Raw genomic sequence first — 23,398 nt, 5'->3', positions numbered from 1 at the left:
TTTGTTTTAAAAGTCAAACAAGTGTTTTTCTGCATGATAAGAAGAACGTACCAATGGTCCGCTTTCCACATACTTCAGGCCTTTTGCCAATCCTACCTCTTTATATTTCGCAAACTGGTCCGGATGGATCCAATCTACCACCGGGTGGTGATTTCTGGTTGGTTGTAAATACTGACCCAAAGTAAGGATGTGTACGCCGTTTGCAACAAGATCATCCATCGCTTCATAGATGTCTTCCTCAGTTTCGCCAAGGCCCAGCATGATACCGGTTTTGGTTCTTAACCCGAATTCGGAGATTCTGCGTAAACATTCCAGGCTTCTGTCGTATTTGGCCTGGATACGAACTTGTTTAGTTAACCTTCTAACGGTTTCCACGTTGTGCGACATCACTTCCGGGCGTTCTTCAAGCACACGGTACAGGTTGTCCCAAATGCCTCTGAAATCAGGAATTAAGGTTTCTAAGGTGGTCTGTGGACTTTCCCGGCGGATAGCTTTCAATGTTTCTGCCCAGATGATGGAACCACCATCTTTTAGGTCGTCACGGTCTACGGAGGTGATTACGCAGTGTTTTACCTGCATCAGCTTCACGGATTCCGCAACGCGATCTGGTTCGCCAAGATCTACGGCCAATGGACGGCCTGTAGCAACGGCACAGAAAGAGCATGATCTGGTACAGATATTACCAAGGATCATGAAGGTTGCAGTTCCGGCACCCCAGCACTCACCCATATTGGGGCAATTTCCACTCTCACAAATGGTATGTAGCTTATGTGTGTCAACCAGACTGCGGACTTGCGCATATTCTTTACCTACTGGAAGTTTAACTCTTAGCCAGTCAGGTTTACGTTGTACGGGATTCGCTGAAACAACCGGAAGTTCAATCATAATACAAAGTTAAGCAATAGGTTTGAATAGTTATATACGTGGAGATTTTGAATGTAATTGGAGCGTAATAAGAATGAAGGAGGGTTTTACCCTTAAAGGCCTTTAAACCGGGTCTTAGACGTGTATTGTTCGCCTCGAGCCGAACAATAGGCGAACAATAGGCGGTCAAGAGGCGAAGAAGAGCCGGTGAAGATCAGAAATCAATAGCGACATGATCTCACCGCCGATCATTAGTAAGCGGGTACCGCCGCCCCCGCCAGCTGAGCCTGCACCAAGCTCGGAGCTCAGGTTTCCACCGCCCATTGTGAAGCCAAACAAGAAAGAAGTTCCGCCTCCACCACCACCTGTTGAGCCAAGTACCGCACTGCCGGCTTCAAAGCAGGCGGAGCAAGGCTAATGCTGAAGTATTAAGTAAGATGATTTTTGACTGATGATATTTGCCATACTGGAGTTATAATAATTTTTTAACAGCTACCTTCGTGATAGCAGGATCAAGCTTGCTATACCGGTAGATCAATCATTATACGCATAACATTATACAAAAAGCATCAACATGAATTTTCTTAAAAGCCTAATACTGAATACCATGCTTCTGCTATGTTTTGGTACAGCAGCCATTGCACAGCAGCAATCCTCATCAACCTCTTTTATCATACCTGACCGACGCGACGTTTCCTTGTATCAGGTTAATACACGTGCCTTCAGTGCAGCGGGTGACCTCAAAAGTGTAACTGCCCGACTTGACTCTATAAAGGCACTTGGAATAAATGTAATTTACCTGATGCCATTGTATCCAGTGGGCAGAGAGAATTCGGTAAATTCTCCCTACTGCATCCGCGATTACACCGCTATTGCGGAAGAATTCGGAAATATAGAAGATCTGAAGACCTTAGTTAATACAGCACATCAAAAGCAGATGGGTGTACTTATGGACTGGGTTGCCAATCATACTGCCTTTGATCATGCCTGGACAAAAAACAAATCCTGGTACAAGCAGGATTCCACTGGTAAAATTATTAGCCCTCCGGGAACGGGTTGGAATGATGTAGCGCAACTGAACTTCGACAATAAAGACATGAGAGTAGCAATGATAGCGTCTATGAAATTCTGGCTTAACAATGCCAATATAGATGGATTCAGGTGTGATTATTCCGATGGTCCACCATATGACTTCTGGAAGGAGGCTGTTGGAAGTCTAAGAGCTGCTGCTGGAAAAAGAAAGCTCTTGATGTTGTCTGAAGGTACGCGTACAGACCATTTTAAAGCAGGGTTTGATTACAACTTTGGTTTTCGCTTCTTCGAAAATCTTAAGAATATTTACGAGCATGGCAAGTCGGTACGCTCTATCGATAGCTTGAACGCTGCAGATCTAAAAGATGCATTACCGGGACAACAGTATGTAAGGTACACCAGCAATCATGATGTAAACAGTTCCGATGGTACCTCCTTGGAGCTTTTCGGTGGCAAGGATGGAGAATTGGCTGCATTCGTGGTGGTTTCCTGCATGCAAAGTATTCCGATGCTCTATAATGGACAGGAAGTTGGAACACCAAAACGTATCTCTTTTCCATTCACAACGACTAAAATTGACTGGAACATCAATCCGGAACATACATCTGCATATAAGAAGATTATTAATTTTAGAAATAGTAATGAGATCATTAGACGCGGACAGCTAAAATCGTTTAGTGATAAGGACGTCTGTGTGTTTACTAAGCAACTTGATGGCAAAACGGTACTCGTGATTGCCAATTTAAGAAACAAAGCACTTAGCTATAGCCTTCAACCTGTTTTAGCCAAGCACTGGAAAGATGCATTCAGCGGGAAGAAGCAAACGCTCGCGACATCAGTTTCACTTGCTCCATACCAGTATATGATTCTTACAAGCCTATAGTCTGAAGCCCCACAAAACTTCAGCAAACAGCCTTACCACTATTTATCCAAATTACTTGCTTAGCCATAATTGCTTCTATTTAAGTCTATTCGAAATCTCATCCAAGTTAACGAGATCCAGATATTGATCTGGCAATATTGAACTTGAGGAATACGTAATTGTAGTAATCAGATTGCCATCTAGATCACAAAAGACTTCAACAAAAAACTGATCCACTAAAAATAGTATAGCAGTTTCTTCCTCGCTAGTGGCAATGTAATAAGCAGTCGATAATAGTTTAATCCTATCCTGCTCGGGTAAAGCTATAAATTCAAAATCTGTCATTGGTTTGAAAATTTATTGCAATGCAAGTTACTGGTAGATAGCTTTTTACACAAGCGTTCATCTTCCTGTTTAATTAATATAGATACTAGAATTCCATTTAAAGTACAGGTAGTTTTACGTCAGTAAATCTTCTAAAATCACGAGGTTATTACTTCTGCTCTGGTACTTTCACAACAAACATCTCAGCAGGCAGGTCGGTATCTACGGGAAATTTCAAAAATGGTAAGGTCTTAGAAACCAGGTCAACAGGCGACTGTTAGATTTGTATATAACTTGAAGAAAATGATTGAAGAGCATAAGATTTCCAGACGAAAAGCGATTACCGGGCTGGGCGCTGGTATTGCAGTGGCAGCGGTTTCACCTGCCTTGGCTGTTAATGGTAGTTCAGCAGCGCGGTCTTTCAGCTTGACACTTGATGATCCTCGCGGCAAATATCCAAAGCCTCCGTTCAAAGCGCAGTTACAACCCTGGCCAGGGCTTGCCAGTAAAATGGACCCTGTACCCGACCATGGGGAAAAAACCTACCAAGGATCAGGAAGATTAAAGGGTAGAAAAGCACTGATTACCGGGGGCGATTCTGGCATGGGCCGGGCGACAGCAATCGCTTATGCAAGGGAAGGTGCCGACGTGGCAATAAACTATTTGCCTGACGAAGAACCCGATGCAAGGGAAGTTATAGCCTTAATCAAGGCCGAGGGAAGAAAAGCGATAGCTATCCCTGGAGATCTGCGGGAGGAGGCATTCTGCGAGCGACTGGTGTCTGAAGCCGTAAAGGGCTTGGGTGGACTAGACATCCTGGTGAGTAATGCGGCACGGCAGCAAAGTCGACCTTCGATCCTGGACATTTCCACCGAAGAGTTTGATTGGACCATTAAGACGAACATTTATGCGCCATTTTGGATCATTAAGGCAGCATTGCCTCACCTGCAACCGGGATCAGCGATCATTGCAACCACCTCTGTACAGGCTCAGGATCCATCTGCAGATCTCTACGATTATGCCCAGACCAAAGCGGCCACAACTAGCTTTGTAAGATCACTCGCTAAACAGCTTGCTTCAAAGGGCATTCGTGTAAATGGTGTTGCCCCCGGGCCAATATGGACGCCCTTGCAGGTAAGTGGAGGTGCAACGCAGGAAAAACTTAAAAGCTTTGGTGGAGATGCCCCTCTTGGAAGACCAGGTCAGCCGGCAGAACTGGGATCAATCTATGTACAACTTGCTGCTGCTGATGCCAGCTATGCTACTGGTCAGATCTATGGGGCAGCGGGTGGCGGCGGCCAGCCCTAAACTAAAGAGCCATGGAAAAACAACAAGCCCTCAACCTACAACGCCACATTTTGCTGTTCGCCATATGTATACTCGCGGTGATCTTTTTTTTTCATTTTATGGCTGCGGTTGAAAAACTGGAGCGCTGGAGAGCAGCTTTTAACTTGGTCGGATTCATCTTTACGATACGCACGCTGAAGCAGTCTTGCTATGGCGGTTAGAAATGATAGCGCAGGGTTTTTTGCCGATCAAAAAACAATGCATAACTGATATTTTGGGATATCACGAATGAAAAACAGGTATTGACACTTGCCTGCAATATGCGGAAGTATGTAAGCACTGTGCAAGTTCCTGGAACAACAAGATATTAGGATGATGGCAAAGTGTATCGAAATGTATATGCAATGTGCAGCAATCAGCTGAGCATGCGCCTAGTTGATGCGATTAAAAGGCGACGATGCTAAAGTTATTAAATTTATGCTTACCGCTCTCTGCCCTATTTTTGAAAGTGCTCCGGAGATATCGTTAGCTACCTCCTCTGCGGCTTAAACAGAACCATTAACCGGATAAAATACATTGATTTTGATGGATATCTAAACTGAACGCTACTTAATGCGTGCATATCTGTGTTGATAAGAGAAATCCTCATGAGAAAGCGTTGATTTTTCCTAGCTTTACTATTGAATAGTTAAATTATCTCAATGAAGGAGTTAGAACGATTACAAGCTGTAAATAGGTTTTTAAAACTGGAAATCAGCAGAGAAAGAGGCCTACAGGAAATTGTCGCTCTAGCTGCTTCCATATGTAATACAGAAACGGCCTTAATTACATTGATTGATGAAGATATTCAGCACATCATTTTTAAGCATGAGTTCGCGTATGACAAGACGACACGTGAGCAGGCCTTTTGCAATCATGTTATTTCTCAAAAGAATGTTATGATCGTACCAGATGCGACAAAAGATCATCGTTTTCTTAACAATCCTTTAGTTACCGGGAACCCACATATCCGGTTCTATGCTGGAGCTCCACTTACTACGCAGGATGGTTACAATCTGGGTAGTTTATGTGTTATAGATCAAAAACCATCCGAGCTGAGTTATATTCAGCAACAGATGCTTGCTGCGCTTTCCAAGCAAGTCATTCAATTGCTCGAATTTGATGCGAGTCTTAAGGTTTTGAAAGATCAATATCTTCAGGTTAGGCAGTCAGAAGCGCAAATGCGTGCTTTCTTTGAAACATCGATCGATTGTCATCTACTTCTAGGTAAAGAATTTGAAATTATAGCCTTTAACAAGGCCTGGGATAATCATGTAAGGAATTCGTATAACCTGAATATGGAATCCGGAAAATCTATGCACACCTTTCTTCATCCTGAGAATGTAGACATGGTATATAATGACTATTGCCAAGCTTTGGCAGGCACACCTGTTTTGAGCCAGAAAAAAATAACCAATGGAACACAAGAGTTCTGGAGAATTACCAGGTTTGAGCCTGCGCTCAACAATGAAAATGAAATATTTGGTGTTTCCATCAACTCCACTGATATCACTTCGGAGATTGAGCAAAAAGAAAAGGTCGGATTACAGAACGAATCTCTTAAGGAAATTGCCTGGATCCAGTCTCATGAAATCCGAAAACCTGTTGCCACCATTCTCGGTTTAATGAATCTGCTAAAAGCTAACGGCTATCTCGAAAGCATCCAGGAACTGCAACTCATGGAGCAAGCAGTCGTTGAACTTGATGACAAAATTCGCCTAATTGTTGATCATGCTGGCAACTAGAATCTCTGAAAGTTTAATTTATTGCTATAGTTTAGCGATTATCTGCAATTACTATCGGAAAAGGGTGTGAAATAATAATAATCCGCATGAATTCGTAACTATACACTTACGCTGCGTATGTACTATTTTCATGTTGTTGGATAACCATCTGGTAATTTATGGCCTTGCATCAAGAATATACGGGAGATTTCGTTTTATCAACCCTCTTAAAGCCTATAAATTTCGACCTCTTTTATAGAGCGAATTGCCTTCAAGCACGTATTGTTTTATACTTTATTTGCCCAAATACGAGTTGAGCCGATAGCGGGCATATGTCGCCCGCGATAACTATTTACCACCCGCTGTGTCGGTACCCCTGGTCTTAAGTAGGGATAAGATGATACTGATGGCGATGATAAGCCCTATCGTAATCAAAGAAATGAACGTCGGGATTTTGAATATATCCACCAGGACCATTTTCAACCCCACAAATAGGAGTATAGCGGCCAATCCGGTAGAAAGATATATAAAGCGGTGAACGACATGCGCCAGGGCGAAATAAAGAGATCGAAGGCCCAGAATAGCAAAAACGTTTGAAGTATAAACAATAAAGTGATCTTGTGTAATGGCCAATATTGCTGGAATACTGTCGACAGCGAAAATCAGGTCTGTAGTCTCAATAACGATAAGTACAAGAAAGAGCGGCGTAGCAAAGCGCTTTCCATTGTTCCTGACGAAAAACTTGCCGCCCTCCATATCATTCGTTATCGGCATAACCTTCCGCACATATTTTATCAGCGGGTTGTTTTCCGGCTCCATTTGTTTGTCCTTTTCAGTCAACATTTTGTACCCGGTGTATATTAGAAATACGCCAAAAACATAGATCGTCCAATGAAACTTCTCGATCATTGCCACTCCTGCAAAAATGAAAATGACACGCATGACCAGAGCGCCCAGAATACCCCAGAACAGCACTTTATGCTGGTATATCGATGGTACCTTAAAATAGCCAAACACCAGTACGAAGACAAAAATGTTATCTATACTTAGTGATTTTTCTATAACGTAGCCAGTCAGGAATTCTATTGCTTTAGGTTCACCAAACCAGTAATAAATAAGGCAATTGAAAATAAGTGCAAGGCAGATCCAAACACCTGACCATATTAATGCCTCTTTTACGGACACGACATGCGCCTTCCGGTTAAAAACACCTAAGTCGAGGGCCAACATGAGGAGAACGAAAACATTAAAACCTATCCAAAATGTGATGCTAACTTCCATAATTACAGTGTCTATAGTAAAAACAATGCCGTGATTTTTTGTGCAATATTAAATCGCAAGGTATTAATTTATTACGGCACCTTTCTTCCTGTACTTCTGACTTATCTTTTGAGCAAGGATCTAAATGGCCAAATATGTACTAGGATACCTTAAATGAAAGAGAATTCTCTTTTTGAAGGGTGTTTATTGTAGAATCAGTATATGCCAGGAAGTGTTCTGTGCGACAAGCAGTTGATGCGTTGACTCAGATTCGCAAAAAAAAGGATTAACTAGCTCAGCTCAGAGGGCGCCTTGCCAAATTTCACTTTGAAGGAATGTGAGAAGTGCGCCAAGCTTTCAAATCCCAGATCTAGATAGATTGCCGAGGGTTTTTGGTGTTTGGTTTCGATAAGATGCCGTGCTACTTTCAGCCGCTTGTCCTGCAGCCAACGCCGTGGCGGTGAACCAAAGGTCTTCTGAAAGTCTCGTTTGAAACTCGCCAGGCTTCGGCCAGTCAGCTGTGCAAATTTCTCGACGGGGATGTTGAAATGAAAGTTACTGAGCATGAACTTTTCCAAATCAATTTTATAGGGCTCTGAAAAGTCGAATAAGAAGTTACGCAGTTCTGGAACAGCATGAAGGAGTAGTTTAACGCCTTCTTTAACTTTCAGGATGCCCATTTCGTTTGTCATTTCAGCGCCCGATTTACGTGCGTAAGGAACAATGGATTGAAAATACCCCCGCAGGAACTCGTTGGATGGAATCAGCATATTTGGCGGACCGACATACTTCCGGTCCGCTTCAAGTTTTTCTTCTAACACGATCTTGCGCAGGAGTTCCTCCTGCAGGGATATCACAATGGTCTCATAATGTCCGCCAGGGACCGGTGTTTTCCTGAGCGTACCTACCTGGTTTTTTCCGACCAGCAGCATGTCTCCGGCCGTCATCGACAGCGTTTGCTCAAAGGTTTCGATGGTAAATTGTCCGGATACCTGTAAGATCAACGTGGGGTCTTTCCAAAAGCATACTTTCTCCCTTCGCTCGGCAGAAAGGTAGGAATAGAAGATTACGCCTGGAAGGATTTCCTGTGGACTGTTCATTTAGCGTTGTAAGTAGGTTCCGCCTAAAATAGCACCTGAAGCAAAAGTAGTATTTAGCAAGCTCATTTCTTCCGGTGTAAATACGATTTCCATCGCTTGGATGTTTTCTGGTAAACGTGACCTGCGGCTCATGCTTACCAATGGCATAATCTGATCACCTTGTTCTTTTACCCAAGCAATTGCGAGCTGCGTAGGCGTATAACTTTTATTGATTGCCATTTGCTTTAACACTTCAACCTTTTCCAAATTATGAACCAGGTTCTCTCCTTGAAAGCGGGAGAAATGATTCCGGTAATCGTTTTCTGCAAGTGGTACTTTCAGCTCGCCGGTTAACAACCCTTCGGCGGTATTCGCAAAAGCAACAATGCCAATCCCTAGTTCTTTCGCCGTCGGCAGTAACTCGCTTTCAATTTGACGCTCGGCTAGTGAATAGCCAATCTCTAATGCGCTTATAGGATGCACTTCATTAGCCCGGCGAAGTTGCTGGGCAGTTATTTCCGACACCCCGATGTAGCGCAGTTTTCCTTCCTTTTTCAGATCCGCGATAGTTCCAATAATGTCTTCTATGGGCACACTGTTATCCATCCGGCTGGGTTGGTAGAGGTCGATTGTCTCGATCCCCAGACGGGTTAGGGAGTAGTTAATGAAATTCTTAATGGCAACGGGGCGCAGATCCAATCCAATCCACTGCCCGTTGTGAAAGATGGCGCCAAACTTTACGCTGATGAAAGCATCGTCACGCCTTCCTTTGATTGCTTTGCCAATCAGCATTTCATTATGACCAGCACCGTAAAAGTCTCCGGTGTTCAGAAAATTGATGCCATTATCCAAGGCTTCATGGATGGTTGCGATACTTTCGGCTTCATCAGGCGTAGAACCGCCCCAGATTGAAGACATCCGCATACAGCCCAAACCTAGTTTGGAAACGGAGGGGCCATTCTGGTCCAGCTGAATTTTGTCTATTGTTTTCATATCATAAAGATCACGATTGCAATAGGGCAGGGGTTTCCTCAGCGGCTCAGAAAATTTGCTTGTACCGCTCAACTATCGTTGCTAGGTGCATTACACTTTAGGCTTAATATGGCAGTATAAGAAACAATGATTATCTTTCCGAAGATGAAAAGTTTATACCTGTTCGTATTTGCATTGCTGGTTACGCTTTCGGCCAAGAGCCAGATCTTTGCACCGGTAAAGTGGAGTTATGCTGCCAAACTCAGCTCAAGAACCACAGCAACAGTGTTTATTAAGGCGACCATTGATAAAGGCTGGCATATCTATGCGCTGAGCTTACCTGAAGGCGGCCCTAAAAAAACTACAATCCGGTTTGCTCCATCTAAAGATTACAAATTGATCAGCAAGATGATTGAACCTAAAGCCATCCGTAAGTATGATGAGTCTTTTCATATGAATGTTGATTACCATGAGAAATCTGTTATTTTTCAACAGAAGATCAATATCAGCAGCGGGCAAACCGTTGTAAAGGGGAGCGTTTCCTTCATGTCTTGTGATGCAAAGCGCTGCCTTCCCGAAGAAACGGTAAACTTTTCGATTCCTGTGAAGGGTTGATGTAAGCAATCCAGCAGTTAGCTGCCTCAGCCTAGCGCTCGTCTAGTTTCATTTGCTGTTGAGTTGATGTCTGACGTATGTTAAGATGCCTGTGCCTATTTACAATCATTTGTCAAATCCGGAAGACCAGCACTGACCATGACTCAGCTGATATCAATCAAATGTATGATCTTGTCCCCTTCAAACTTGAATGTGGACCTTCCCTTTAATTCCAATGCATCGCCTGCTTTAAGACCGTTGGGAAGATCTATAGCCAGCACTGCGCGATAATCAATCTCAACCCTAATGCTTCCACTTTCAAATTCCCAGGATGAGATGCGCTGTTCACGTTCCTGAAAGTATTGCTTTGCGGATGCTGCCTGTTGCAGAAAGGCTTCGATGCCATCGGTTCTTAGCTCTACCTGCCCATTGCTGATGTTCTCAAACACGATATTTTCGTCAAGGTCTCTGGTCATCCCATCAATGTCAAAGTTGTTGTATGAGTTCACATAATGCTCGATAATGCTTTGCTGTTGTTCTCTCATGTTTATATCCGGTAAAATAAATCTTGTTAATCTATTGGGCACAATTTCGAAAATATCTTAACACTTTCTTAATTTAACAAGCAGAATACGCTTGGTATTTTTATCTCATAATCAGAACCCATGAACGATAGCAGAAGAGCATTCCTTAAAAAAGCAAGTTTACTTAGTGGGGCAGCAGGCCTGTTCAGTGTCTTCCCGGAAGCAATTCAGCGAGCGCTGGCCATTGATGCTCAAGCGGGCAGTACCTATTTGGATGCGGAACATGTGATCTTTCTGATGCAGGAGAACCGGTCTTTCGACCATTGTTTCGGTACTTTAAAAGGCGTGCGCGGGTTTAATGACCCAAGAGCGATGAAGCTGGTCAACAACAATCCGGTTTGGCTGCAAAGTAATGCGGCGGGAAAAACCTACGCACCTTTCCGGCTCAACTTAAAAGATACGAGATCGACCTGGATGAGTTCACTGCCACACTCCTGGGAAAATCAGGTAGATGCCCTAAACGCTGGTAAAAATGACCATTGGCTTGAAGCAAAAAAATCCGGAAACAAGGATTTTGCGGATATGCCGCTAACCATGGGCTACTATAACCGTGAAGATCTGCCTTTTTACTACGCATTGGCGGATGCATTTACCGTCTGCGATCAGCACTTCTGTTCTTCGCTTACCGGTACCAGTCCCAACCGCTTGTTCTTCTGGAGCGGCACCATTCGCGCGGAGCAGGATGAACAATCGAAAGCCCATGTCTGGAACGACGAAATCGACCATAAAGATATCCATTGGACCACCTTCCCGGAGCGGCTGGAAGAACTTGGCATCTCCTGGAAAACCTACCAGAACGAGCTGAGCATTCCCATAGGCTTCGAAGGGGAGGAGGCCGACTGGTTAGCCAACTTCACCGATAATGATCTGGAGTTTTTTAAGCAGTTCAATGTTCGGCTGCATCCACAGCATCTGGCATTTCTGGAGCAACAGGCAAAGTCCCTTCCGCAAGAGATTGAAAAGCTGAAAAGCCAGCTTAAGCAAAATGCGCAGGATGAGAAAACAGCAGCGCTCCTGAAGAAAAAAGAAGCCAGCCTGGCTAAGGTACTAGCGGACCGGAAGATCTGGACACAGGCGCGTTATGATGGATTGTCTGCCAGGGAGAAAAGCATTCATCAAAAGGCTTTTGTAACCAATGTGAATGATCCGGATTACCACAAGCTGGTGGATATGCCTTATGAGGAAGATGGTGTTGCACGCAATATGAAAATTCCGAAAGGGGATGTGCTTTACCAGTTTCGTAAGGATGTTGCGGAAGGGAACTTGCCAACGGTGTCCTGGTTGGTGCCGCCTTGCAACTTCTCGGATCATCCGGGTGCACCTTGGTATGGCGCCTGGTACATTTCTGAGGTGCTGGATATCCTCACTAAAAACGAGGAGGTTTTCAAAAAGACCATCTTCATTTTAACCTATGATGAAAATGATGGCTACTTTGATCATGTGCCGCCATTCCTGCCGCCACATACCGGGAAGCCTGAAACGGGCAAAGCTTCTGAAGGCATGGATACGCGCGTAGAGTTTGTTTCTATGGCGCAGGAGCAGCAGCGGGGCTTCAACGAAAAGCGCGAAAGTGCTATTGGGCTTGGGTTTCGGGTACCAATGCTGGTGGTGTCACCATGGACCAAGGGCGGATATGTGAACTCCCAGGTTTTTGATCATACCTCCAATCTGCAGTTCCTGGAACATTTCTTATCTGCCAAAACGGGTAAGCAGGTGGAACAGCCACAAATCAGCGACTGGCGCAGAACGGTCTGCGGGGACCTGAGTTCTGTTTTCCGCGTTGCGGATGATAAGCCCTCTGCAATGCCTGCAGCGCTGAAGAAAGAGGCTTTCATTCAAAGTATCCATAATGCAAAGTTCAAAGCACTACCTTCCGGGTTCAACACCCAACATGTGCCGATGCAGGAAAAAGGGATACGCCCTTCGAATGCATTGCCTTATCAACTGGAGGTAAATGCCCGCTATAACCAACTGAACAAAACGCTGGAACTTACATTCGCATCTAGAAATGAGGTTTTCGGCAGGCAGACTGCCGGTGCGGCATTCATTGTCTATTTTCCGGGGAATACAAGTAATACAAGGGTCGCAGGCAAGCAGCGCTGGTCAAAGATGAACAACAGGCACTATGCCGTAAAAGCCGGGGACCGGGTCAGTGACGAATACCCTTTGTCGATGTTTGAAAAGGAGCATTACCATGTGGAAGTGTACGGGCCCAATGGTTTTTACCGGGTTTTCAAAGGCGGGCACAACAGTCCTCAACTGGAAGTCGCCTGCGAAGGTCAGCTGGACAGGCTTAATCCTAAAAAGCTATCCGGCAATGTGGTGTTGAAGATCCATGGAAAGCTCAATGCCGCGATCACCATTACGGATCATGCCTATAAGCAGCCAGGGAAGAAGATGAATTTAAAAGGTGGTAGTGCTTCAACCGTGCTGGACCTGAGCAAGAGCCATCGTTGGTATGATTTCAGTATAGCTGTTGAAGGTTTTCCGGATTACCAGCAGCGATTTGCTGGTCGGATAGAAACCGGTGCAGCTGGCTTTAGTGATCCACTAATGGGTGGAATAATATAAATAGAAGGGTACAAAAAAGGGATGCTTTTGGCATCCCTTTTTATTATCAGATTAAGCTGATTATTTCTTCGCCCACCATAACGGTGTTAAAACTTCATCCTTGCCGCCAAGATCAGACAGTGCTTGTCCGTAACCGGCAGCATTGGTGTTCTTTAGGTTAGATGGATATCTAAGTCGCTGTGGAAAGAATTGTACTTTACTGGTCATGTAAGTCGCATCTGTGAGCGCTGGCAATGTTTGAATTGGAATTTCAATCGCTGGATTTTCAAAGAAAGGTAAACCTGTTCTTCTATGATCACTCCAGGTTTCCAGGGGTAACCACGGCGTTTGTGCGATGAATTTTTGTGTAATAATCTTGGTCAAATGGTCGTTATTTACGGTTCCGTTTTTATAAAGATCATTTTTAGGGTAAGCTACAGTGGCAGATCCTTTGGTACCCGTAAATCCGTCTTCAAACTCCATTATGCGGCTTGTAGGTTCTGTGGTATGGTTCCATGCAACAGAAGTACCCACACGGTTATAGCTTTCTGAAGTCAGGTAAGAACCAACTTGGGTACCATTGTAGTCGAAGCTTTTCTGAATAGCCGTTTCATAAGCTGCCTGTCCGCTCATTGGTGTGTTCCAGCCACGAACTGCGGCTTCAGCGATCAGAAAGTAAGTTTCCCAAGGACCAAAGAATACACGCTTGTTGGTGCTGGTACGGAACTGCATGTTGATACGAGGCATTGCTCCGGCGAAATTATAAACCAAGTTCATACCTGTTTTAGTGCCCCAAGCACCATTAATCCTCGCGTTCCAGCTATACTTTGCGTCGATGGATTTAATGTCCTCTCCAGCTGCATTTCTTAGGGGTCTGACTGTGATGAGGTCGTTCGCATTCTGATCTGGAAAATTAGGGTTCTCCACGTCTCCTGGAATACTAAATAGCACGTACGCACGTGGATCCATGATTTCTGGTAGTCCATTAAACCAGTAACCTGCGCCTGGCGCATTGGTTTTAGTTGCGAAGTGATTCGGGTAGCTTTGTCCAAGCCAGTTTGCCGGCTTGATAAAAGGCTGGAATTTAGCATCAAGTAGATCTGCACTTTTAATTCCACCCAATCCAATCATCAGGTTGTTGATGGTTGCCGAGATAGGCTGTGCATTCCAAGAACGACTCATTACACCGGTTAGATCACTCCAGCCATCCTTTTCCTGAACCTGGAAAGTCTCATTCATGTTGGTGATGAAATCATTGGTAGCACCTGCAGTTGCCATTACAGCTTCAAATTCAGACTGTGCTTTTGCTGGGTCTACCTCAGATAAGCGCATGGCTAAACGCATGCGAAGCGAATTCGCATATTTACGCCATTTTGCATAGTCATAACCATATGCAGGATCTTGCTTGTCTAAACCTGATGGATTTTTAACCGCGAGGTCAAGTTTCTGGCTTGCATCTGCAAGTTCTTCAAGGATGTGGTAGTAAACAGTTTTAACATCATTAAACTCAGGGTTGGTACCATTAAAGGCATTCACTGGGATGGGACCAAAGTTGTCAGACATTTCGCTCATTAGATAAGCTCTCCAGATACGTGCAACCTGTATCAGGTTAGGTGTATGTGGCTTTGCTAGTCCTGCTGCGGTTTGCTTTTCTGCCAACTGAATACCAGTGTTCGCTGAATTTAACCAGTTTGAAATCTGGTCATAATAAGCGCCTGTCCACTGGTCATTGTAGTTACCTACAGTAATTGTACCACCTTCCGACATCTGACGACCTGCTGCTTTCCAGTATAATACAAAGGAGCGTTCTGCTACGTCAGGGTTCATTTGGGCTCCAATGATGGAGCCATTGATAAAGTATTCTACCTGTGCCTGCTCATCATTCGCCGCAACAGGATTTACATTGATGTCTTCAAATTTCTTGCATGATGCCAGCACCAGGGTTGCTGCAACAAGCATACATGATTTTTTTATGATTTGTTTCATGATCTCTAGTGGATAGATTAGAATCCTAATGTTAAATTAAAGGAGAATGAACGGCTTGTTGGTGCAGCACCATTTTCAAATCCAGTTGCATTGGTGTTGGTTGCAAATACGGACTCTGGATCCAATCCATTCATGTGGCTGGTTATTAACCATACGTTGTTACAGGAAACACCCAGTTTTGCCCGCTGAATAAATGTTTTTTCCAGCATTTTAGGCGAAAAGTTGTAAGCAAGGTTGATGTTTCTGATGCGGATATTAGAAGCGTCATATAAGTTTGCTTCGGTGATACCCAAGTTACCTACACCTGCTACTGCAGCCCAGTATTGTTGTGGCGTAACAGCCTTTGTGTTTTGCTCGAACTGGTTGGTAGTTGTGTTTAAAATCGCACCTGATGTTACGATATTGTCACGCATTCCGTTTACAACGGTTTTGTCAGAAGTACCATTACGTTGCATTTGCGCTAAGGTAGAAGAGAAGATCTTACCACCGAAACGACCATCGATTAAGAACGACAAGTTAAAGCCTTTGTAAGAGAAAGTATTTGTGATACCAAGCAATGCATCAGCTTGTTGGTTACCCAATCGCACGTTCTGATCTCCAACCTGCGGTAATCCATTCGCATCAAGTAAAAGCTGTCCGTAAAATGGACTTGCATTATCTTCAACTCTTCTGAATGTACTTCCATAGATTTCACCATACTTAGCACCAGCTTTTGCAAACACTCCAACGTCATCAAAGCCTCCTAAACGGTAAAGTTCAATATCGTCTTTGATCGACACAACGGTGTTCTTATTACGGGAAAAGTTAACGCCCATGTTCCAGTTCAGGCCATTTTCACTTTCTAGTATGCGTCCATCAAGGGTGATTTCAATACCCGTATTCTGGATGTCACCGCTATTTATTTTCATAAACCTGTAACCACTAAGCGGATCCAATGGTAAGTTCAGCAACTGGTTAGTTGCATTAGATTTATAGATGGAGAAGTCTAAACCTAAGCGGCTTTTGAACAAACGTAAATCCGCACCAGCCTCGTAAGATTTGATCAACTCATTTTTCACGTAAGGATCAAAAAGGATCTCATTCCTTGAACCGGTTGTATTTCCATTTGGATCCTTACCAATGTTGTAAGTGTTATACAACTGGTATGGCGGCAAGTCGTTACCTACGGAAGCTGCAGAACCTCTAATTTTCGCATAAGTAATCCATTCAGGAACCGTTGTTCCTAATTTAGACAACATCTCTGTAACAACAAGGGATAGGTTAAGTGATGGATAAAAGAAAGAGCGGTTATCTGGGTGTAAAGTAGAGGTCCAGTCGTTACGGAATGTTCCATCTAAGAACAAATAACCATCCCAGTTTACGCCTAAAGTTCCATACAGGGAATTAATGCGTTTCTCATTGTAAAGTTGCTCAACCGTAGGGTTGTTGATACCATTGTTCAATGAGAACAGGTTTGGTACATTCAGTTGTCCTGAATTGCCATTTAATGCACTGTTTTTTTGTGACATCAAGTTACCACCAACAGTAAAGTTACCACCTAGGCGATCAATCAGATTATCTTTTTGTCCGGATAGCAAGAAGCTGAAGTTGGTTTCAGTAAAGGTTTGTTTGCCTAAGCTGTACAAACCACCGGCGTTTGAAGGGCTGCCTCCATATAATTTACCTTCTGTAGTTGTGCTAAACTTATCTGCACCTGCTTTAATTTCCGCATTTAACCAGCTATTTACCTGATATTTCAATGATCCATTTAATAAATAACGATCACGGACATCCTGGTTCAAGTTGTAATCTTTTGCCCAGTATGGGTTAAGTGCTGGTCCTGTATTGTACCAGATCATCTGTTTCGTAACTGGATCAACCGAGGGATTTAACTGACGGATGTCCAATGATCTTGGGAACTGATACAGGGTTGCGAAAACGTTGTTCGGGTTTGCACCGCTGGCAGGTCTGTTTTGCGCATCTGAGTTGCTGTACTGCACTTTAGTGTCTACAGTCCATTTGTCGTCTTCACCGAACTTGCTGATTGCTCTTGCAAGTAAATTGGTACGCTGCAATTTAGCACCTGGAATCATACTTCTGTCATCCAAACGGTTGAATGAAGTATAAACAGACGTTGATTTATATTGCTGTTGAAGCGATACACTTTGGTTAGAGCTGAAACCCTGATCGGCATAGTTGCCAAGGTTATCATGCGCACTTAGAACTTCCTGCTCACCTCTCCAGTTGGTAACGGTCTGACCAGTAATTTTTGGTCCCCAACTTGTACTCAACATTGGATCGAATCCATTCTGATCACCTTGAGCATAGTCATTTTGCATTTTTGGACGGGTGAAGATATCTTCAATTCCGAAAGTAGAAGAAACCGCAATACCCAGGCCTTTTTGGATACGACCGCTTTTGGTGGTAATTAAGATTACACCATTACCGGCTCTTGAACCATATAATGCAGATGCAGATGGGCCTTTAAGCACAGATACACTTTCGATATCTTCAGAGTTGATGTCCGAAAGTCCGTTACCGTAGTCAATCGAAGGATTGTAGTAATCGTTGTTTGTTGCACCAGTGAAGTTGTTTACAGGTACACCGTCAATCACAATAAGTGGCTGGTTATCTCCGGTTAGGGAGTTGTTACCCCTCAAGGTGATTTTAGATGATCCTGCAGGGCCATTGCTTGAACGGGTTACCTGTAAACCGGATACTTTTCCGGATAAGGTGTTCACCACGTTTGGCTCACGTGCTTCTACAAGCGACTCACCTTTTACTTCTTGTACGGCGTAACCAAGAGATTTTTTCTCTCTCTGGATACCCAAAGCCGTAACAACAACTTCATTCAGGTTGTTGCTCTCGTCTGCAAGGACCACATTAATGGTATTCGAGGTACCTACAGTTACCTCTTGAGTTTTATAGCCAATGTAGCGGAAAATTAAAACGCTGCCTTGTGCGGCGGCGATTCTAAACTTTCCTTCAGCATCGGAGCTCACACCTTGGGTGCTGCCTTTTACTAAGATGCTGACAGCAGGAATAGCTTCTCCCTTGGCGTCCTTTACCGTACCCGTAACGGTATTTTGTGCGTAAGCGGCTATCGTGAACAAAGTCAGCAATAACATACTTAAGCATCGGGCATAGATTTGTTTCATAGTCTAAGTACTAAGGATTAATAAATTGGTGTTTACTGTTTAATTGTTTTGTGAATTGTTTCTGGTTTGTTTTAGTTGTTAATTGTGGCTGTGTTAATGAGGGGTTTTATGGTGAATGTTGTTGTTTATTTAAAAGCTACATTTTCCATCACCAGGCTCGCTGCGGCAAGCAGTTCAGCATTCTCCGCAAGCTCAGATTGGACGATGTTTGTTTGATTAGCAATCCTGGGGATACAAAATTCGTTGAGTGCCTGCTGGATTGGTGGCAGCAATACTTTGCCAGCTACCGCAGCACGACCGCTTAATACGATACACTCCGGATTCATAATATGGATGAGCGTTGCTAGACCTTTACCAATCATGAAAGCCGCTTCAGACAAGATGGAAACCGCCAATGGGTCGTGTTCCTTCGCTGCTTCCAGGAAGATCTGCTCTATGTTTTTGCCTTTATCTTCTGCGAGTTTGCGCATGCTGGTTGCAGCACCAGAGGCAATGGCTGCTGTGGCACGCTCGGTCATGACCGAAAGGGAAGTTTCGACCTCCAGGCAGCCCCGTTTTCCACAAGAGCAGAGGTTGTCTGACTTGGAGAGTGGTATATGGCTGAATTCACCTGCATAACCACTACTGCCGCGGTAGAGCTGGCCATTTACAATCATACCCAGTCCGGTACCCCAGCCGATATTCGCCACCATGACGTTACGCTTTCCAACGGCCGCACCATAACGCAGTTCAGCCAGCGCAATTAAACTCGAATCGTTATCAAGAAAAACAGGCAGCTCCAGCTGTGTAGCGAGGTAAGTTGCCAGTGGACTGCCATCGCGGGTTGGCAGGTAGGAGTGGCTGATGCCCAGCTCAGCGTTTACGAAGCCCGGTATGCCAATGCCTACGCCCAAGAGTTGTGCTTTGGGAATGCCGGAGGTTTTAAGCTTGCTTGCAATGAAATTCGCCAGTTGATCCGTAGCTTCCGGATTATTCATCAGTGGTAGTTCCAGGCTGGAAATTTCAAAACGGCTGGTGTTTTTGAGATCGCAGATCATCATCCGGGTAATGAACTGATCCATGGCTACCGAGACTATGAACTTCTGCTTGTCTGCATTCAGCAGAAATAAGGAAGCTCTTCTGCCGCCTGTAGATGGACCTAGTCCTTGTTCCACAATGTAGCCTTCAGCTACGAGTTGCTGCACAACTTTAGTGACCAGCGGCAGACTTTTGTGGGTCAATTTGCTGATCTCTGTTAAAGACAAAGGGTGCTTGTAGTAGAGCTGCTTAATGATATCATTTCTAAGCAGCTGGCTCTTTTCTTCTATTGCGTTCATTCCCAGTTTCAATACATCAAACTTAATAAGTATTTGCACTAAATGTTAAATACTTATTAAATTATTTTTAAAGTATTTGAAGCTTATCTTTTAAATGAACTATTTGGCTGATTTTGAAGTTTATACAAAAAGAGGCTAGAGGTTAGCCTTTGTAGATTATTATGCGTTCTGCAACGAAAGCACAAGAATATTATAACGTGAAAAGATAAAATAGTAGAATTTCAGGCTAGTGTGAAACAAATTTCAGCCCCACTACCGAACCAATAAGGGTAGTAATGAAGAAAATGCGCCAGAAGCTGGCAGGGTCTTTAAACACCAGAATGCCTATAATGGCGGTACCCACAGCGCCGATGCCGGTCCATACGGCGTAGGCAGTGCCAATTGGAAGCGTTTCTGTCGCTTTGATCAACAAGGTCATGCTTATGGTCAGGGATACCAAGAATCCTGCAAACCACCAATACATTTCGCTGCCGCTGGTTTCTTTTACTTTCCCAAGGCAGGAAGCAAAGGCGACTTCAAATAGACCTGCGATAACCAATATAATCCAATTCATAGCTTGTTCTTTGCCGCAAAGGTCTGCATTTGTATTGAAGTTCGCAGGCTCAGTTTATAATTGGAGTGTAACATCTGCTCCTGCTGCGGCATTCCGAAAATGGCTGATGGGCTAAATACAAAAGCGGTTGACTACTGGTGAATCAAGGTGCTGACCTGTTGTTTCAGCTCCGGCAACACTCTTTCCGCAAACCAAGGGTTTACTTTAAGCCAGTTCTGGTTTCTTGGAGAAGGGTGGGGTAGTGTAAAGTAGGCAGGTAAGTATTCCGCATAGCTTGCAACCGTTTCCGTCAGGTTGCCTTTGTATCTGGTGTTCAGGTAGTGCCGTTGTGCATACTGTCCGATGAGCAGGGTGAGTGGCTTACTTTCAAAAGCTTCTAGAAGCCTGGTATGCCATAGCCTGGCACAGGCAGGTAGCGGGGGCAGATCACCGGATTTCCCTTTTCCAGGGTAACAAAATCCCATTGGGATGATGGAGAACAGTTCAGGGTTGTAGAACTCATCCTTGGAAACGCCGAGCCAGTCGCGCAGTTTATTGCCACTTGGATCATTCCATGGGATGCCTGTTTCATGTACCCGTCGTCCCGGAGCCTGGCCTACGATAAGGATCTTTGCGCTTTTACCGAACTGAATCACGGGTCTCGGCTCGTGCGGCAGCACGCCGGCGCAGAAAGTACAGCTTAAGATTTCATCAAGGAGTTCTGTCATCTGGCTCAAAGTTAAGATGCTGCGGGGAAATGCCCGCAGCATCCAGCTGTTATTACAATGCTGTTACTTCTATAATGAACTTACTGCTTCAATCCGGTACTGGCGAATTCCGTTGTCCATTTCCCAGGAAAGTTCCGTGCCTTCGGCATAGCCGATGAGTGCTAGCCCGATTGGTGAAAGGATGGAAGTAGTGTTGTGCTTTGGCTTAGCCTTTTCAGGTGCCACAAAACTGTAGGTGTAAGTTTCACCGGATTCCACATCCGCCAGACGAACCTTTCTGTTGATGTCTACAACGTTATCCGGCAGGTCTTTTCGTAAAACCTGCTTGGCGTTTTTCAGTTGTTCAATGAGGTTAGCTTCATTTAAATTGGAAAGTTTCTTCCTTCTGATCTGGTCTTTTAACAGGTCGAACATGCCAGTGGTAAGGATGATGGATTGTTGTTCTTCAGTTTTTATTGCTGTGGTATTCATGATTTTCTTTTAAGATGTAATAGAATTTGATACTTGTTCCAGCGATGTTGCCGGTTGTTCCTTGTTGTTCTTGTTCCGCGCCATTTCCGAACACTCTGACGCAAGCAAGCTGCCCTAACCCGGCTCTTGAATTCGCCTGAATTACGGTCTGATTGCTCCGATAAGAAAGATGCTGTTAACTGTAAGAAATGGATGTTGTAATCCCAGACCTGCGGTTTTTAGGCCCGGGCGGAAGTGTTGAAATCCTTAAAAGATGAAAAGATATACCGTTTGCTGTAAAGCAGATTGGTAAGCACAAACCCAGACTTTTGATGGATCGGCTGAAGCATAGCAGTGCCTATATGGGCGTTGTTGCCATCAACGATTCGGGTAATATGTGCGCTTTGATGTTTCAATGTTCTCAAACATAGCCAATATAATCCTGGTTGTCAAGTATTTCAGTCATCTCAAGGTCCTTATGGTATACCTGATAAACGTGTCCGTCCATTTTAAAGAATTCACCTGTAAACCTGTTCTACCGTAACAAACTTGAAATATTGGCTCGCAGTCTTCTTATTTACCCGATTTCTTTACAACTTTAATATCCCTTCTAACCAAATATAATCCAGTGGTTTAGCCTTCATTGGTTAAAATAAACCTCCTGTATGCTGGAATTTCTGGTAGGTGGCAATTTTAAATTCCTCAGTTATGCAAGAGCATTCAAGAAGACATTTCATCAGAACATTGGGCATTGGAACTGCTGCACTTGCGGTGGGCGACCAGGTTTTCGGAGGCACAGTAACAGGCTTTAGTGCGAAGAGCTACCGCAACATCATAGGCGCCAATGAACGGGTAAATATCGCCGTCATCGGACTAAATGGCCGCGGCGACAGTGTAAGCGGGACGATCGCCAAGCTCAAGGATGCGCAGATTGTTTCCATCTGTGATGTCGATAAAAGAACTTTCGCCAAGGTGCAGAACACCATCGCAAAGGCAGGACATAGCGGGCAACCCAAGACTGAAGCTGATCTGCGCAGGGTGCTGGAAGACAAGCATGTGGATGCCATTTATACGGCTACACCAGACCATTGGCATGCACCGCTGACGATCATGGGCTGCCAGGCCGGCAAACATGTGTATGTCGAAAAACCGCTGAGCCATAATCCACATGAAGGAGAGCTGTCAATTGCTGCAGCAAGGAAATATAACCGCGTGGTGCAAATGGGTGCGCAGCGCCGCTCTGCACCTATACTAACCAAGGGTATTCAATTGCTACATGAAGGTGTGATCGGGAAGGTCTATCTGGCCAAAACCTGGTACACTAATGCCCGTAAGACGACTCTGCTGAAACCAGGAAGTGTACCGGACTGGCTGGATTACGACCTCTGGCAGGGGCCCGCGCCGCGCATGGCCTACAAAGAAGGGCTCATCCACTATGACTGGCACTGGTTCTGGCACTGGGGTACAGGTGAAGCGCTGAACAATGGTACCCACGAGGTTGACGTGGCCCGCTGGGGCTTGGGGGTGGATTACCCGGTACGTATAAGCTCCAGCGGTGGACGCTTCGCCTACCAGGACGACTGGGAAACCCCAGATACGCAAGTGGTGAACATTGAATATCCGGATGGAAGGACCATCATCTGGGAAGGCAGAAGCCGTAATGGCCGCAAAGTGGAGGCGCTGGACCGTGGCATCATTTTCTACGGCGAGAAGGGTAGTCTGGACACCGGAGAAGATGCATACAAGATCTATGACCTCAACGGTAAACTCATCCGTGAAGAAAAGCAGCAGGGTAATACTGAAGCGATGGCGGGCCGCAATACGGCAAGTCCAAGCTTAGGACTCGATACGCTGCACATGGTAGATTTCCTTGATGCCATCCGGAATAACAGAAAGCCTAACTGTGACGTGGAGATTGGACATAAGAGTACCGTTGCCATGCAGCTGGGGAACATCTCCTGGCGTGTGGGCCGCGATATCCATGTGAATCCAGCTAATGGCCACATTAAAAACGACAAGGATGCCCAGAAGCTTTGGAAACGCGAATATCATAAAGGCTGGGAGCCCAAGGTCTGATG

19 protein-coding genes are annotated in these 23,398 nt (G+C 44.6%); 7 read left to right on the top strand and 12 right to left on the bottom strand.

Going from position 1 to position 23,398, the window contains the following annotated elements; all coding sequences use genetic code 11:
* Positions 1–6: 6 nt before the first annotated feature.
* Positions 7–885 (bottom strand): lipoyl synthase, encoded by an 879-nt coding sequence (gene lipA, locus ACTHQF_RS02045; RefSeq protein ID WP_440428178.1) that lies wholly within the window; start codon positions 883–885, stop codon positions 7–9.
* Positions 886–1,050: 165 nt separating this feature from the next.
* Positions 1,051–1,203 (bottom strand): hypothetical protein, encoded by a 153-nt coding sequence (locus ACTHQF_RS02040; RefSeq protein WP_440428177.1) that lies wholly within the window; start codon positions 1,201–1,203, stop codon positions 1,051–1,053.
* Positions 1,204–1,438: 235 nt separating this feature from the next.
* Between ACTHQF_RS02040 and ACTHQF_RS02035 the strand changes: the two genes are divergently transcribed.
* From ACTHQF_RS02035 to ACTHQF_RS02020, 4 genes are all read left to right on the top strand, one after another.
* Positions 1,439–2,779, top strand: coding sequence for an alpha-amylase family glycosyl hydrolase (locus tag ACTHQF_RS02035; RefSeq protein WP_440428176.1), 1,341 nt, complete (start codon positions 1,439–1,441; stop codon positions 2,777–2,779).
* A 606-nt stretch (positions 2,780–3,385) separates the two neighbouring features.
* Positions 3,386–4,390: an SDR family oxidoreductase gene (locus tag ACTHQF_RS02030; RefSeq protein WP_440428979.1), complete on the top strand. Its 1,005-nt coding sequence runs from the start codon at positions 3,386–3,388 to the stop codon at positions 4,388–4,390.
* 11 nt (positions 4,391–4,401) lie between these two features.
* Positions 4,402–4,590 carry a hypothetical protein gene (locus tag ACTHQF_RS02025; protein WP_440428175.1) on the top strand — a complete coding sequence of 63 codons (189 nt, stop codon included), beginning with the start codon at positions 4,402–4,404 and terminating at the stop codon, positions 4,588–4,590.
* A 480-nt stretch (positions 4,591–5,070) separates the two neighbouring features.
* Positions 5,071–6,153 (top strand): GAF domain-containing protein, encoded by a 1,083-nt coding sequence (locus ACTHQF_RS02020; RefSeq protein ID WP_440428174.1) that lies wholly within the window; start codon positions 5,071–5,073, stop codon positions 6,151–6,153.
* Positions 6,154–6,480: 327 nt separating this feature from the next.
* On the opposite strand, the gene ACTHQF_RS02015 is transcribed toward ACTHQF_RS02020, so the two are convergent.
* The 3 genes from ACTHQF_RS02015 to ACTHQF_RS02005 all read right to left on the bottom strand — a co-directional run bounded on the left by ACTHQF_RS02015 (position 6,481) and on the right by ACTHQF_RS02005 (position 9,464).
* Positions 6,481–7,413 carry a TerC family protein gene (locus ACTHQF_RS02015; RefSeq protein ID WP_440428173.1) on the bottom strand — a complete coding sequence of 311 codons (933 nt, stop codon included), beginning with the start codon at positions 7,411–7,413 and terminating at the stop codon, positions 6,481–6,483.
* 269 nt (positions 7,414–7,682) lie between these two features.
* Positions 7,683–8,492: a helix-turn-helix domain-containing protein gene (locus tag ACTHQF_RS02010; protein ID WP_440428172.1), complete on the bottom strand. Its 810-nt coding sequence runs from the start codon at positions 8,490–8,492 to the stop codon at positions 7,683–7,685.
* Positions 8,493–9,464 carry an aldo/keto reductase gene (locus tag ACTHQF_RS02005; protein ID WP_440428171.1) on the bottom strand — a complete coding sequence of 324 codons (972 nt, stop codon included), beginning with the start codon at positions 9,462–9,464 and terminating at the stop codon, positions 8,493–8,495.
* Positions 9,465–9,608: 144 nt separating this feature from the next.
* Here ACTHQF_RS02005 and ACTHQF_RS02000 point away from each other — a divergent pair, with 144 nt between their 5' ends.
* Positions 9,609–10,058 carry a protein-disulfide reductase DsbD domain-containing protein gene (locus tag ACTHQF_RS02000; RefSeq protein WP_440428170.1) on the top strand — a complete coding sequence of 150 codons (450 nt, stop codon included), beginning with the start codon at positions 9,609–9,611 and terminating at the stop codon, positions 10,056–10,058.
* Between the two features lie 143 nt (positions 10,059–10,201).
* On the opposite strand, the gene ACTHQF_RS01995 is transcribed toward ACTHQF_RS02000, so the two are convergent.
* Entirely contained in the window at positions 10,202–10,582 is a 381-nt protein-coding gene (locus ACTHQF_RS01995) for a nuclear transport factor 2 family protein (protein WP_440428169.1), read from the bottom strand.
* 120 nt (positions 10,583–10,702) lie between these two features.
* Between ACTHQF_RS01995 and ACTHQF_RS01990 the strand changes: the two genes are divergently transcribed.
* The gene (locus ACTHQF_RS01990) at positions 10,703–13,192 is read left to right on the top strand and encodes a phosphocholine-specific phospholipase C (protein ID WP_440428168.1); all 2,490 of its coding nucleotides are present in this window, start codon (positions 10,703–10,705) and stop codon (positions 13,190–13,192) included.
* Between the two features lie 60 nt (positions 13,193–13,252).
* Here ACTHQF_RS01990 and ACTHQF_RS01985 read toward each other — a convergent pair whose 3' ends face one another.
* From ACTHQF_RS01985 to ACTHQF_RS01960, 6 genes are all read right to left on the bottom strand, one after another.
* Positions 13,253–15,157, bottom strand: a complete 1,905-nt coding sequence (locus ACTHQF_RS01985) for a SusD/RagB family nutrient-binding outer membrane lipoprotein (protein WP_440428167.1) — start codon at positions 15,155–15,157, stop codon at positions 13,253–13,255.
* Positions 15,158–15,174: 17 nt separating this feature from the next.
* Positions 15,175–18,294, bottom strand: coding sequence for a SusC/RagA family TonB-linked outer membrane protein (locus ACTHQF_RS01980; RefSeq protein ID WP_440428166.1), 3,120 nt, complete (start codon positions 18,292–18,294; stop codon positions 15,175–15,177).
* 125 nt (positions 18,295–18,419) lie between these two features.
* Entirely contained in the window at positions 18,420–19,610 is a 1,191-nt protein-coding gene (locus ACTHQF_RS01975; RefSeq protein WP_440428165.1) for an ROK family protein, read from the bottom strand.
* 226 nt (positions 19,611–19,836) lie between these two features.
* Complete coding sequence (locus tag ACTHQF_RS01970; protein ID WP_440428164.1) at positions 19,837–20,163, bottom strand: DMT family transporter; 327 nt, start codon at positions 20,161–20,163, stop codon at positions 19,837–19,839.
* Positions 20,164–20,294: 131 nt separating this feature from the next.
* Positions 20,295–20,870, bottom strand: coding sequence for a uracil-DNA glycosylase family protein (locus tag ACTHQF_RS01965; protein ID WP_440428163.1), 576 nt, complete (start codon positions 20,868–20,870; stop codon positions 20,295–20,297).
* A 69-nt stretch (positions 20,871–20,939) separates the two neighbouring features.
* Positions 20,940–21,341, bottom strand: a complete 402-nt coding sequence (locus tag ACTHQF_RS01960; protein WP_440428162.1) for a GreA/GreB family elongation factor — start codon at positions 21,339–21,341, stop codon at positions 20,940–20,942.
* 687 nt (positions 21,342–22,028) lie between these two features.
* On the opposite strand from ACTHQF_RS01960, the gene ACTHQF_RS01955 reads away from it, so the two are divergent.
* On the top strand, positions 22,029–23,396 hold the full coding sequence (locus tag ACTHQF_RS01955) for a Gfo/Idh/MocA family protein (RefSeq protein ID WP_440428161.1): 1,368 nt from the start codon (positions 22,029–22,031) through the stop codon (positions 23,394–23,396).
* Positions 23,397–23,398 lie beyond the last annotated feature (2 nt).

The sequence above is a fragment of the Pedobacter sp. SAFR-022 genome (genome assembly GCF_051965375.1).
GTDB lineage: Bacteria > Bacteroidota > Bacteroidia > Sphingobacteriales > Sphingobacteriaceae > Pedobacter.
Note: the sequence above shows the minus strand (reverse complement) of the source record. Positions and strands in the feature narration are given on the sequence as shown.

What these genes read in the sequence shown, in the direction of transcription:
- lipA (WP_440428178.1), bottom strand. Translation starts at nt 885, where the DNA reads ATGATTGAACTTCCGGTTGTTTCAGCGAATCCCGTACAACGTAAACCT.
- ACTHQF_RS02035 (WP_440428176.1), top strand. Translation starts at nt 1,439, where the DNA reads ATGAATTTTCTTAAAAGCCTAATACTGAATACCATGCTTCTGCTATGT.
- ACTHQF_RS02030 (WP_440428979.1), top strand. Translation starts at nt 3,386, where the DNA reads ATGATTGAAGAGCATAAGATTTCCAGACGAAAAGCGATTACCGGGCTG.
- ACTHQF_RS02025 (WP_440428175.1), top strand. Translation starts at nt 4,402, where the DNA reads ATGGAAAAACAACAAGCCCTCAACCTACAACGCCACATTTTGCTGTTC.
- ACTHQF_RS02020 (WP_440428174.1), top strand. Translation starts at nt 5,071, where the DNA reads ATGAAGGAGTTAGAACGATTACAAGCTGTAAATAGGTTTTTAAAACTG.
- ACTHQF_RS02015 (WP_440428173.1), bottom strand. Translation starts at nt 7,413, where the DNA reads ATGGAAGTTAGCATCACATTTTGGATAGGTTTTAATGTTTTCGTTCTC.
- ACTHQF_RS02010 (WP_440428172.1), bottom strand. Translation starts at nt 8,492, where the DNA reads ATGAACAGTCCACAGGAAATCCTTCCAGGCGTAATCTTCTATTCCTAC.
- ACTHQF_RS02005 (WP_440428171.1), bottom strand. Translation starts at nt 9,464, where the DNA reads ATGAAAACAATAGACAAAATTCAGCTGGACCAGAATGGCCCCTCCGTT.
- ACTHQF_RS02000 (WP_440428170.1), top strand. Translation starts at nt 9,609, where the DNA reads ATGAAAAGTTTATACCTGTTCGTATTTGCATTGCTGGTTACGCTTTCG.
- ACTHQF_RS01995 (WP_440428169.1), bottom strand. Translation starts at nt 10,582, where the DNA reads ATGAGAGAACAACAGCAAAGCATTATCGAGCATTATGTGAACTCATAC.
- ACTHQF_RS01990 (WP_440428168.1), top strand. Translation starts at nt 10,703, where the DNA reads ATGAACGATAGCAGAAGAGCATTCCTTAAAAAAGCAAGTTTACTTAGT.
- ACTHQF_RS01985 (WP_440428167.1), bottom strand. Translation starts at nt 15,157, where the DNA reads ATGAAACAAATCATAAAAAAATCATGTATGCTTGTTGCAGCAACCCTG.
- ACTHQF_RS01980 (WP_440428166.1), bottom strand. Translation starts at nt 18,294, where the DNA reads ATGAAACAAATCTATGCCCGATGCTTAAGTATGTTATTGCTGACTTTG.
- ACTHQF_RS01975 (WP_440428165.1), bottom strand. Translation starts at nt 19,610, where the DNA reads ATGAACGCAATAGAAGAAAAGAGCCAGCTGCTTAGAAATGATATCATT.
- ACTHQF_RS01970 (WP_440428164.1), bottom strand. Translation starts at nt 20,163, where the DNA reads ATGAATTGGATTATATTGGTTATCGCAGGTCTATTTGAAGTCGCCTTT.
- ACTHQF_RS01965 (WP_440428163.1), bottom strand. Translation starts at nt 20,870, where the DNA reads ATGACAGAACTCCTTGATGAAATCTTAAGCTGTACTTTCTGCGCCGGC.
- ACTHQF_RS01960 (WP_440428162.1), bottom strand. Translation starts at nt 21,341, where the DNA reads ATGAATACCACAGCAATAAAAACTGAAGAACAACAATCCATCATCCTT.
- ACTHQF_RS01955 (WP_440428161.1), top strand. Translation starts at nt 22,029, where the DNA reads ATGCAAGAGCATTCAAGAAGACATTTCATCAGAACATTGGGCATTGGA.